At 61.4% G+C, this 11,786-nt stretch carries 11 protein-coding genes; 1 reads left to right on the forward strand and 10 read right to left on the reverse strand.

Going from position 1 to position 11,786, the window contains the following annotated elements; all coding sequences use genetic code 11:
• From rpoB to rplJ, 3 genes are all read right to left on the reverse strand, one after another.
• Positions 1 to 3,242: DNA-directed RNA polymerase subunit beta (gene rpoB, locus AC2FMM_RS18015; protein WP_496797324.1), on the reverse strand; the 3,242-nt coding region annotated here is incomplete at its 3' end.
• Positions 3,243 to 3,493: 251 nt separating this feature from the next.
• The gene (rplL, locus tag AC2FMM_RS18020; protein ID WP_005980660.1) at positions 3,494 to 3,871 is read right to left on the reverse strand and encodes a 50S ribosomal protein L7/L12; all 378 of its coding nucleotides are present in this window, start codon (positions 3,869 to 3,871) and stop codon (positions 3,494 to 3,496) included.
• A 79-nt stretch (positions 3,872 to 3,950) separates the two neighbouring features.
• Positions 3,951 to 4,469, reverse strand: a complete 519-nt coding sequence (gene rplJ, locus AC2FMM_RS18025) for a 50S ribosomal protein L10 (RefSeq protein WP_496682842.1) — start codon at positions 4,467 to 4,469, stop codon at positions 3,951 to 3,953.
• 330 nt (positions 4,470 to 4,799) lie between these two features.
• Between rplJ and AC2FMM_RS18030 the strand changes: the two genes are divergently transcribed.
• Positions 4,800 to 6,071: a DUF2254 domain-containing protein gene (locus AC2FMM_RS18030; RefSeq protein ID WP_496689158.1), complete on the forward strand. Its 1,272-nt coding sequence runs from the start codon at positions 4,800 to 4,802 to the stop codon at positions 6,069 to 6,071.
• A 75-nt stretch (positions 6,072 to 6,146) separates the two neighbouring features.
• On the opposite strand, the gene rplA is transcribed toward AC2FMM_RS18030, so the two are convergent.
• From rplA to AC2FMM_RS18065, 7 genes are all read right to left on the reverse strand, one after another.
• Positions 6,147 to 6,845, reverse strand: coding sequence for a 50S ribosomal protein L1 (gene rplA / locus AC2FMM_RS18035; RefSeq protein ID WP_490360595.1), 699 nt, complete (start codon positions 6,843 to 6,845; stop codon positions 6,147 to 6,149).
• Between the two features lies 1 nt (position 6,846).
• The gene (gene rplK / locus AC2FMM_RS18040) at positions 6,847 to 7,296 is read right to left on the reverse strand and encodes a 50S ribosomal protein L11 (protein ID WP_490360594.1); all 450 of its coding nucleotides are present in this window, start codon (positions 7,294 to 7,296) and stop codon (positions 6,847 to 6,849) included.
• A 222-nt stretch (positions 7,297 to 7,518) separates the two neighbouring features.
• A complete protein-coding gene (locus AC2FMM_RS18045; RefSeq protein WP_496797325.1) occupies positions 7,519 to 8,628 on the reverse strand; it encodes a sugar-transfer associated ATP-grasp domain-containing protein in 1,110 nt (369 codons plus the stop codon).
• A gap of 160 nt (positions 8,629 to 8,788) precedes the next feature.
• On the reverse strand, positions 8,789 to 9,322 hold the full coding sequence (gene nusG / locus AC2FMM_RS18050) for a transcription termination/antitermination protein NusG (protein ID WP_496689162.1): 534 nt from the start codon (positions 9,320 to 9,322) through the stop codon (positions 8,789 to 8,791).
• Positions 9,323 to 9,563: 241 nt separating this feature from the next.
• The gene (gene secE, locus AC2FMM_RS18055) at positions 9,564 to 9,761 is read right to left on the reverse strand and encodes a preprotein translocase subunit SecE (protein ID WP_138842374.1); all 198 of its coding nucleotides are present in this window, start codon (positions 9,759 to 9,761) and stop codon (positions 9,564 to 9,566) included.
• A gap of 79 nt (positions 9,762 to 9,840) precedes the next feature.
• Positions 9,841 to 9,999: a cbb3-type cytochrome oxidase assembly protein CcoS gene (gene ccoS, locus AC2FMM_RS18060; protein ID WP_496682852.1), complete on the reverse strand. Its 159-nt coding sequence runs from the start codon at positions 9,997 to 9,999 to the stop codon at positions 9,841 to 9,843.
• Between the two features lie 5 nt (positions 10,000 to 10,004).
• A partial coding sequence (locus AC2FMM_RS18065) for a heavy metal translocating P-type ATPase (RefSeq protein WP_496797326.1) occupies positions 10,005 to 11,786 on the reverse strand: 1,782 nt, incomplete at its 5' end.

The raw sequence follows: 11,786 nt of genomic DNA on the forward strand, positions 1-11,786 counted from the left end.
ATCTTCATCACGCCCGGCGGCAGGTCGTCGCCACGGCGGACCTTCTCGACCTTGTCCTCGAAGCGGGCATCCAGGGCGCGTTTCTGCACCTCGTACTGCTCGTTCAGGGCCTCGACGACCTGGGCGTCCTTCTCGTCTTCCAGCGCCAGCTGCCACCACTGACCACGGGTCAGCGACTCGAGCAGCTCCTCGGTGATCTCCGAGCCCGCCTTGACGCCTTTCGGCCCCTTGACGGCGGTCTTGCCCAGCAGCATCGACTTGAGACGCGCATAGATGTTGCGGTCGAGGATAGCCAGCTCGTCATCCCGGTCACGGGCCAGACGTTCGACTTCCTCGCGCTCGATCTGCAGCGCACGCTCGTCTTTCTCGACGCCGTGACGGTTGAAGACGCGGACTTCGACGACAGTACCGTAATCGCCCGGCTTCACGCGCAGCGAGGTGTCGCGCACGTCGGATGCCTTTTCGCCGAAGATGGCACGCAGAAGCTTTTCTTCCGGGGTCATCGGGCTTTCGCCCTTCGGAGTGATCTTGCCGACCAGAATGTCGCCCGGCTCGACGTCCGCACCGATGTAGACGATGCCCGCCTCATCGAGGTTGCGCAGCGCTTCTTCACCGACGTTCGGGATGTCGCGGGTGATCTCTTCCGGGCCAAGCTTGGTGTCGCGGGCGGCGACTTCGAATTCCTCGATATGGACCGAGGTGAATACGTCGTCGCGCGCGATGCGTTCGGAGATCAGGATCGAGTCTTCGTAGTTGTAGCCATTCCACGGCATGAACGCGACGATCACGTTCTTGCCGAGCGCCAATTCACCCATGTCGGTCGACGGACCGTCGGCGATGACCTCGCCCTTCTTGACTTCCTGGCCCACCTTCACCAGCGGACGCTGGTTGATGCAGGTGTTCTGGTTCGACCGCTGGAACTTGCGCAGACGATAGATGTCAACGCCGGCATCGCCCAGCTCCAGATCTTCGGTGGCGCGGATCACGATACGCTGGGCATCAACCTGGTCGATGATGCCCGCGCGCTTCGCCTGGATCGCAGCGCCCGAGTCGATGGCAACCTTGCCCTCGATCCCGGTACCGACCAGCGGCGCCTCGGCGCGCAGCAGCGGAACCGCCTGACGTTGCATGTTCGAGCCCATGAGAGCGCGGTTCGCGTCATCGTTTTCCAGGAACGGAATCAGCGAAGCCGCAACCGACACCAGCTGTTTCGGCGACACGTCGATCAGGTCCACGTTCTCGCGCGGGGCAAGCGTGTAGTCGCCGGCCTGACGGGTCGAGACCAGATCGTTGATGAACTTGCCGTTCTCGTCCAGCGTCGCGTTGGCCTGCGCCACGGTGTGACGCATTTCCTCGGTCGCGGACATGTAGTGGACCTCGTCGGTCACCTGCCCGTCTTTGACGACGCGATAGGGCGTTTCGATGAAGCCGTACTTGTTCACGCGGGCGAAGGTGGCCAGAGAGTTGATCAGACCGATGTTTGGACCTTCCGGCGTTTCAATCGGGCACATCCGGCCATAGTGCGTCGGGTGCACGTCGCGCACCTCAAAGCCCGCACGTTCGCGGGTCAGGCCGCCCGGCCCAAGCGCCGACAGGCGGCGTTTGTGGGTGACTTCCGACAGCGGGTTGGTCTGGTCCATGAACTGCGACAGCTGCGAGCTGCCGAAGAATTCACGCACAGCAGCCGCGGCCGGTTTCGCGTTGATCAGGTCCTGCGGCATGACGTTGTCGATCTCGACCGACGACATGCGCTCCTTGATGGCGCGCTCCATGCGCAGCAGGCCGACGCGGTACTGGTTTTCCATCAGTTCGCCGACCGAGCGGACGCGGCGGTTGCCCAGGTGGTCGATGTCGTCGATGTCGCCCTTGCCGTCGCGCAACTCCACCAGCGCCTTGATGCAGGCTACGATATCTTCGCGGTCCAGCGTGCGCTGGGTGTCGGGCTTGTCCAGCGCCAGGCGCATGTTCATCTTGACGCGGCCCACGGCGGACAGGTCATAGCGCTCGCTGTCGAAGAACAGCGTGTCGAACAGGGCCGAGGCAGCCTCGACGGTCGGCGGCTCGCCCGGGCGCATGACGCGGTAGATGTCCATGAGCGCGGTTTCCCGGTTCATGTTCTTGTCCTGCGCCATGGTGTTGCGGATGTAGGGGCCGACGTTGACGTTGTCGATGTCGAGAACCGGAATGTCGGTGATGCCCGCGTCGATCAGCTCCTTCACGGTGCCGCCGATCAGCTCGCCATCCTTGTCGTATTCCAGCGTCAGCTCGTCACCGGCCTCGACATAGATCGCGCCGGTTTCTTCATTGATGATGTCCTTGGCGACGAACTTGCCCACGATGTGATCGAAGGGCACCAGCAGGTGGGTAACCTTGCCCTCGTCGATCAACTGCTTGACCGCGCGCGGAGTGACCTTCTTGCCCGCCTCGGCAATGACTTCGCCGGTCTTGGCGTCGACCAAGTCATAGGTCGGGCGGGTGCCGCGTACGCGCTCGGGGAAAAACGGGGTGACCCAGCCCTTTTTCTTGTCCAGATTGTAGGACACGGTGTTGTAGTAGGCATCCATGATGCCTTCCTGGTCCAAGCCCAGCGCATAGAGCAGCGTGGTCACCGGCAATTTGCGGCGACGGTCGATGCGGGCATAGACGATGTCCTTGGCGTCGAACTCGAAGTCCAGCCAGCTGCCGCGATACGGGATGATGCGGCAGGCGAACAGCAGCTTGCCCGAAGAATGGGTCTTGCCCTTGTCGTGGTCGAAGAACACGCCCGGGCTGCGGTGCATCTGGGACACGATCACGCGCTCGGTGCCGTTCACGATGAAGGTACCGTTCGGCGTCATCAGGGGCATGTCGCCCATGAACACGTCCTGCTCCTTGATGTCCTTGACCGATTTGGCCCCGGTATCTTCGTCGACATCGAACACGATCAGACGCAGGGTGACCTTCAGCGGCGCGCTGTAGGTCATGTCGCGCTGCATACATTCCTCGACGTCGTATTTCGGCTTTTCCAACTCGTATTTCACAAACTCCAGCACGGAAGTTTCGTTGAAATCCTTGATCGGGAAAACCGACTGGAACACGCCTTGAATGCCTTCGCCGTCGGTCGGCTGGTCGGCATCGCCAGAGCGCAGGAACAGATCATAAGAAGATTTCTGGACCTCGATGAGGTTCGGCATTTCCAGAACTTCGCGGATTTTGCCGTAGTATTTCCGAAGACGTTTCTGGCCAAGGAACGATTGAGCCATGTCAGATGTCACCTTTCGATATTCTCAGCGGAGAAAGGCACCGCCGGGCTCCGGCACCTTTTCCATACGAGACAACACGTCCGGATCAATTCATGGCCACCGTCCCGAGTGGCAGCCTCCCGATCCGCGAACCGTGTCTTAGAAAACACCCCGCCGCATGGGGCCCTTTCTAAGACAGGTTCGGCTGAGCCCGGATTTCTCCGAACCCAGCCAGAATTTGCGGTGCTTCAGCGATGCACCAGCAGACCGACTTAGGCCAGCTCGACCTCGGCGCCAGCTGCTTCCAGCTTGCCCTTGATCTCTTCGGCTTCGTCTTTCGACACAGCTTCTTTGATCTTGCCGCCGGCTTCGACCAGTTCCTTGGCTTCTTTCAGGCCCAGGCCGGTGATGCCGCGAACTTCTTTGATGACGTTGATTTTCGAAGCGCCGGCGTTCTTCAGAACGACGTCGAATTCGGTCTTCTCTTCCTCGGCTGCGCCACCGGCGGCATCGCCACCAGCTGCGACCATGACGGCGCCGCCAGCTGCGGGCTCGATGCCGTACTCGTCCTTGAGGATGGTTTTCAGTTCTTGTGCTTCCAGCAGGGTCAGACCAACGATCTCTTCTGCCAGTTTCTTCAGATCAGCCATTGTATCAGCTCTTTCCGTTTACAGTGTGTGTTCCAACGTCAGGGCATGCGCCCCACGCAGATCATTCAGTGCCAACCGCTTACGCAGCTTCCGCCTTCTCTTCGATGGTGGAAAGGATGCTTGCGATGTTGCTTGCAGGTGCGCCAATCGCGCCGGCGATGTTCGAAGCAGGTGCGCCAATGCAGCCCACGATCGAAGCAATGAGCTCCTCACGCGACGGCATTTTCGAGACGGCTTCGACGCCTTTGCGATCAAGAGCGTTCTCGCCCATTGCACCGCCAAGGATTTCGAACTTCTTGTTCTCCTTGGCGAAGTCCTCGGCCACCTTGGCTGCTGCCACGGGGTCCTCGGAATAGGTCAGAACGGTCATACCCGTCAGCAGGTCGGCCATGCTTGCACACGGCTTACCCTCGAGGGCGATTTTGGCGAGCCTGTTCTTGGCAACACGCACGGAACCGCCCGCTTCGCGTGCACGCGCGCGCAGGTCCTGCATCTCGGCAACTGTCAGACCGGCGTAGTGAGCAACCACCACGACGCCAGAGCTTTCGAAGATCTGGCCGAGTTCCTCGACCACTTTCTCTTTCTGGGCTCTATCCACAGTTCTCTCCAAGTTAGGGACGAAATTTCATCCCGGCTCAATTTTGCCGTAGCTTGCGCCACGGCGTTCAGGTCCGTGATACGGGGTGGAGCCAAAATATCGCCCGAGGGCGGGACCCTCGATCTTTTGGTCTTACCCGTCTCAGGCAGGAAATTAAGGGACCGGATGGACCCACCCACCGTCTTGGACGAAACGAAATAAAGCGCACGACGAATCGCACGCTTTATTCCGTAGCTCTCTTTAGGGCAGATGGCCGGGGTTTCCAAGGCCTAAATTGGCCCATTCCTCAAGCCGGTAGACAATAGCCGAAAACCCGAACAGGATCGACGGATGATCGATCTGAAATCCATTTCAAAGCCGCAGTTCCTGTTCCGGCAGATTTCCCGTCAATTATGGGTTCGCACCAGCCTGATCGCCGCGTTGGCCGTGGTCAGCGCGGGAGTTGGCACCTACCTGGGCGGCTTTGTCCCGGATTTTCTTGCACAACGGCTGAGCGCCGAGGCGGTGGCAAAGATTCTTGCCATTCTCGCATCGTCGATGCTGGCCGTTACGACATTCTCACTTTCGATCATGGTCGCGGCGCAACGTTGGGCCTCGAACCAGTCGTCACCGCGCGCGCAGCAGGTGATCGAAGAAGACAGTGTTTCGCAGAACGTGCTGGCGACCTTTCTCGGCGCTTTCATCTTCGCCCTAGTGTCGTTGATCCTGGTTGAAACCGGGGTCTACACCCAGCAATCCATTGCCGTAGCGCTGGCGTTCACGCTTGTGGTCATCTTCCTCGTGACGCTGGCCCTGCTGCTGTGGATCGACCAGTTGCCCAGCTACGGCAGTATTTCCGAAACAGCACGGAAGATCGAACAGAACGCAACGGACACGATCACCCGATCCATCGAACTCCCTTGCCTTGGCGCCTTGCCCTACCAAGCCTCCGATGACATTCCGCCGGCCAGTCACGAGGTTAGGGCAAGTGCCACCGGGAACGTGCGGCACGTGGATGTGGGAATGCTGAATTCCTGCGCCGAGGAAAACGACAGCGAGATATGGATCATTGCGCTGCCGGGGCAGTTCGTCATCGAAGGCGAACCGTTGGCCAAGACCACCAAGGAAATTGACAGCAAGACCATTCAGGAAGCCTTTGTGATCGGAACCGAGCGCAGTTTTGACCAGGATCCGCGCTTTGGCATTCAAACCCTGTCGGAAATCGCCCAACGCGCGCTGTCGCCCGGGATCAATGATCCGATGACGGCGATCCAGATGGTCGAGAGACTGCTGCGAGTTCTTTTGCCGCTTGGCGCAAGGCGCCTTCACACCGACGAGCCGCGCTTCCCGAGAATCCACGCGCCTGCGATCCCAACGGATCTGTATCTGCGCGACGCCTATGCGGCCATTTCTAGAGATGCAGGCGACAAGGTCGAGGTGCACGAAGCTCTTCTGAACGCATTGACGCGGCTGGCACAATCGCAAGATGCCGCCATGGTGAAGGCGGCCCAAGAGGCCGCCGACCAGGCGCTGTCCATTGCAGAACGCGACCTCAGGCTCGAGGCTGACAAGGCGCGCGTCCGTGAGGTGTCCCATCAGGTTTTCGGCGGTCATGCCGGCTGAAGCACCCTCGGAGAAATGAAAAACCCCGGGCAGCAGGGCCACCCGGGGTTCGAAATTCCGTCGGAACGTGTCGGCTTATTCAGCCGCAGCCTCTGCGACGTCTACGGTCACGCCGGGGCCCATGGTCGAGCTCAGCGCGATTTTCTTCATGTAGGTGCCTTTGGCGCCCGAAGGCTTGGCCTTGGCCACGGCCGAAATGAAGGCGCGGACGTTCTCGGCCAGCTTGGCTTCGTCGAACGAGGCTTTGCCGACGCCGGCATGCACGACGCCGCCTTTTTCCGCCTTGAACTGAACTTCACCGCCCTTGGCTGCTTCCACGGCCGCTTTCACGTCCATGGTCACGGTGCCGACCTTGGGGTTCGGCATCAGGTTGCGGGGGCCCAGGATCTTACCCAGACGACCGACGATCGGCATCATGTCCGGGGTCGCGATGCAACGGTCAAAGTCGATGTTGCCGGCCTGGATGCTTTCCATCAGGTCCTCGGCGCCGACGATGTCAGCACCGGCCTCTTTCGCCTCGTCGGCTTTGGGGCCACGGGCGAAAACGGCAACGCGCATGTCCTTGCCGGTGCCGTTCGGCAGACCGACGACGCCGCGCACCATCTGGTCGGCGTGGCGGGTGTCGACACCCAGGTTCATGGCGATTTCGATGGTTTCGTCGAACTTCGCGGTCGCGTTGGCCTTGACCAGTTTGACAGCTTCCTCGACCGACAGGTTTTCCTTGCCGGCGACGGCTTCGCGCGCTGCGCGGGTACGTTTACCGAGTTTTGCCATCTTATTTCACCTCGATGCCCATGGAACGGGCCGAGCCCAGGATGATCTTCATTGCGCCTTCGATGTCGGTCGCGTTCAGATCCTTCATTTTGGCTTCGGCGATTTCGCGCACCTGCTTGGTGGTCACGGTTGCCACGGTCTCACGACCGGGGTTCTCCGCACCTTTCGGGCGGTTGCGCTTGCCGACCGGCTTCAGACCGGCCGCCTTCTTCAGGTAGTAAGACGCGGGCGGCGTCTTGATGTCCATGGTGAAGGACTTGTCCTGATAGTAGGTGATCACGGTCGGGCACGGAGCGCCGGGCTCCATGTCTGCGGTCTTGGCGTTGAACGCCTTGCAGAATTCCATGATGTTGATGCCGCGCTGACCCAGCGCCGGACCAACCGGCGGCGACGGGTTCGCCTGACCTGCAGGAACCTGCAGCTTCATCGTACCAGCAAGCTTCTTGGCCATTTGGTTTTCCTTTCAACGTAGGTGAAACGCGTTTCACCCGGTTTGTGTTGCGTGGTCCGATCCGGAATCGCGATCCCTGCGATCTCCCACGAAAGAATCTCGCCCGAAGACGATAGAGGCGGCGTTTACAGCGGAACGGAGGGGTTGGCAAGGGGCTGCCGACAGGAGCTGAACACGGGCCCGCCTGGCCCGCAAGCGCCTCGGCACTTCGGCGACGAAGCGTTAGAGTTTCACGTTGTGTTTGCTGAAGAACGCCCGCATCCGGCTGTCGAGAAAGCCTCTGCCCGTCGCAATCTGCATGAGCTCGAACGCACAGCCGTTGTTGACCTCGACCGCAACCGGCCCATCGTCCGTCAGTGCGATATCAGTCGACCCAAAGTGGTTCGCCGCATGCAGAAACGCGATCTTCCGATTCAATTCCCTCAAATCGTCCCAGAACGGCAGCGTTTCACCGACAAGTTTACGCTCCGAGTCCGGCAGCGCATCCAACGCGACACGGCGACCATTTTCCACGGCCGCCAGGCCCTTCACTTCTCCGGTCTCCGGGTCAAGGTTGCACAACAGGTTGCCCGGACGCCAGAAATTGTCGGCGATATTGCCTGCCATGGGCAGCTTGAGCATCGCAAACGGCACGGAAAGCTGATTGTCGTCGATGAGGTTCAGGCAACGCACGGTTGCGATCGCATCGGTGATGCCATCGAAGAACCTGTGCGGCTTGAGACAGTCCTGAAAGATGTAAGGGATCTCTCCAAGGACCGAGTCGGCGAACGCGTCGAATGTCTGTGGGTCATGGCCATCCGTGATGACATGCGTGTCGGTATGCGCCGATATTCGCATGGCGCCGGCGCTCCACATGCCACCGATGGGCTTCGCAAAGACAGGGGCCGGCCCCCGGGCCGACAGGAAGGACTTCAGGTCTGCGCCGCTCGTCAGCTTCGGCGTATTGCCGAAATGGCGGACGCTGCGGTCAAAAACGGCCAGTGTCTTGGGGGTCGGCACGCCGTTATGTTCGAGAAAACAGGCGGACAGCCACTTGTCTTCGGTCAACGCCCACCACTGTGCGTCATTGCAGGCATTGACGAGCGGCCAGTGAATGTGGGCGGAAACGAATTCCTCGCGCTCGACATCCGACCATCGCGCGCGATCATAGAGTTCATACAGGAAATACTCATAGAACTTCAGCTTGCCGCTTTTTCTGCGCAGCTTGAGAAAATCAAAAGCAAGCGAAAACGGGCTTATGCCAGTCGCACGCGCGACTTCTACAAGTTGACTGGAAACATTGACCGTCTCCTTGCCTTTGATGGCCTCTACATCCTGCGCAAAAGCTGTCATTTTTCAGCCGTTCCTCGATTGTTGCCCTGCTGGAAAAAATCCAAGAAAAATGTGTCGATACTTGGGCGCAGACAAGCCCCGCCCCGACTCGTTGCACACGAAATGAAAAACGCCGCGATGCGTGTGACATCGCGGCGCGCATAAAATGATGGAAGAGCCTTCAGCCCTGCTTGGTCACCTGGGTAAAGTCCAGCTCGACCGGGGTTTCGCGACCGAAGATCGAGACCGAAACCTTCAGCTTCTGGTTCTCTTCGTCCACGCCTTCGACCATGCCGTCGAAATCCTCGAACGGGCCGTCGTTGACCTTGACCTTCTCGCCCACCTCGAAGCTGATGAGGGTGCGCGGCGCTTCTTCGCCTTCCTGCACGCGGTTGAGGATCTGGTTCACCTCGGCGTCGCGCATCGGCATCGGGCGGCCCTGCGGGCCCAGAAAACCGGTGACCCGGTTGATGGAGTTGATCAGGTGATAGCCCTTGTCCGACATTTCCATGTGGACCAGAACGTAACCGGGCATGAAGCGGCGCTCGGTCGTGACCTTCTTGCCGCGGCGCACCTCGATCACCTCTTCGGTGGGAACCAGAACTTCGTCGATCTCGTCCTCAAGGCCCTGTTCGGCCACAGCCGTGCGGATCTGCTCTGCGATCTTCTTTTCGAAATTCGAAAGAACGCTGACCGAGTACCACCGTTTCGCCATGAACCTGCCGTCCTTGTTTGCCTTTGGCGCGCCGCGTCAAAGGGCGCACCGGAATTGAAATTCTGTCGCGGCCCCGCCGCGTGATCCGGAATAAAAAGCGGCGCGCAGCCCGAATCGCCGCACGCCCATCCCGTAAGGTACCGCGTCACCTAAACCGACATCGCACGCTGTGCAAGAGGGCAGTGCGCCAAGAGGGCGTTATGACGGGATCTCCTGCGCGGCCCCACCCGCGTGGTCAGACCTAGTTGAACGCACCCAGGATCAGTTGCAGCCCGCCGCGGATGCCCAGATCGACCAGCGCGAAGAACACCGCGGTCAGCGCCGCCATGATGAACACCATGACCGTGGTCAGCAGCACCTCGCGCCGGGTCGGCCAGACGACCTTCGAGACTTCGGCACGGACTTGCTGAATGAACTGGATGGGGTTTGTGGTGGCCATGAGGCTTGATCTCTCTGCTAGCGAATGGGCCGGACATAGCCGGGCATTGCGGCAATTTCAAGGGCCGCCGACGGGACCGTCACGGCTTGGGGTGATCATCCCACTGGTTGCTCAGGATGCGGCGGGCGTCGCCCTCGGGGTCATCATACTGGTTGGTGCGCACGGTATAGATGAAGGCCACAAGGCCAACGCCGCCCAGAAACAGGGAAATCGGGATCAGATAGGCCAGCACTTCCATTCAGGTCACCTCAGGCGCAGGGCGTTCAGGGATACGGTAATCGACGAGGTCGACATCGCCAAGGCCGCGATCAGGGGCGTTGCCAGGCCGGCCACCGCCAGCGGCACGGCGATCACGTTGTAGATGGTCGCGATCCGGAAGTTTTCGCGAATCCGCTTCGTTGCCTTTTCAGCAGTCCGACAGGCATCGGCGATCGGCGACAGATCGGTGCCCAGCAACACGATATCCGAGGCAACCCGAGCCGCGTCCAGTGCCGAGGCTGGCGAGATCGACACATGCGCCGCCGCCAGCGCTGCCGTGTCATTCAGCCCGTCACCCACCATCAGAACGCGATGGCCCTGATCGGTCAGCTTCTGGATGTGGGCCGCCTTGTCCTGCGGCAGGGCCCGGGCGATCCAGCTCTCGATACCCAGCTTCTCGGCCAAAGCCTGCACGGCACTCGACGTATCGCCCGAGATCAGGATGACATTCTTGCCACTGTCACGCAGGGCGCGCACTGCCTCGGCCGCTCCGGGGCGCAGGCTGTCGACAAACCGGAAGGCAACGGGCGCGCGGCCCCCCACCGCCAGCCAGGCCGTGGTTTCGGCGCTGTCCGGAGCGCCCACCCATTCCGCCCGACCCAGACGCACCCGCTGTCCGGCATGCTGGCCCTCGGTACCAAAACCCGGAACCTCGGCGATCTCGGAGATATCTGCCGGGGTGATCCCCGCATCCCGCGCCGCGCGCGCCAAGGCAACCGACAAGGGGTGCGCCGACGCCTCGGCCAGCGCCAACGCAATGGCCAGATCGTTCCGGGCGATTTCAGGCAGGTTCACCAGATCCGGCGTACCTGCGGTCAGAGTGCCGGTTTTGTCGAACACGACCGTGTCGACCTCGGCCAGACGTTCCAGCGCCGTGGCGTGCTTGATCAGCATCCCCTTGCGGAACAGGCGCCCTGATGCCGCCGTCGTCACCGCCGGAACCGCCAGCCCCAGCGCACAGGGACAGGTGATGATCAGCACTGCGGCGGCGATGTTGAGCGCCGTACGGATATCGCCGGAATAGAGGTACCAGCCCACGAAGCTGAGCGCCGACAGAATATGCACGCCGGGCGCGTAAAGCTTGGCCGCCTTGTCAGCCAGCGAGGTATAGCGCGACCGCCCGGATTCGGCGATGGCCACCAGATCGGCCATCCGGTGCAGCGAGGTGTCCTCGCCCACCGCCGTGGCGCGGATGGTCAACGGGCCGGTCAGGTTCACCTCGCCGGCGCTGACCTGCGTGCCGGGTTGCGCGAAAACCGGCAGCGTCTCGCCGGTCAGCAACGACCGGTCCAGCTCGGACCGGCCCGACACGATCTGGCCGTCCACGGGCATGCGGGCGCCGGGGCGCACCAGTATCAGGTCGCCCACCTTCAGCGCCGCGACGGCGACCTCCTCCTCGGCCCCGTTGCGCAGGCGAATGGCGCGGGGGACCTCGAGCGCCGTCAATTCCTCGGCCGCCGAGCGGGCGGCGGCACGGGTGCGGTAGTCCAGATACCGCCCCGCCAGCAGAAAGAAGGTGAGCGTCAGCGCCGCATCGAAATAGGCATGCTTACCGCTCAGCGCGGTTTCCCACAGCGAAGTGACCAGCGCCAGCAGGATTGCCAGCACGATCGGCACGTCCATGTTCAGGCGGCGCACGCGCAGCGCGCTCCAGGCGTTTTCGAAAAAGGGCTGGGCCGAGAAGGCGATCGCCGGCAGTGTGATCGCCGCCGAGATCCAGTGGAACATGTCGCGTGTCGCGTCCGTGGCCCCGGACCAGACCGACAC

The sequence above is a fragment of the Ruegeria sp. BHSC043 genome, from assembly GCF_059612985.1.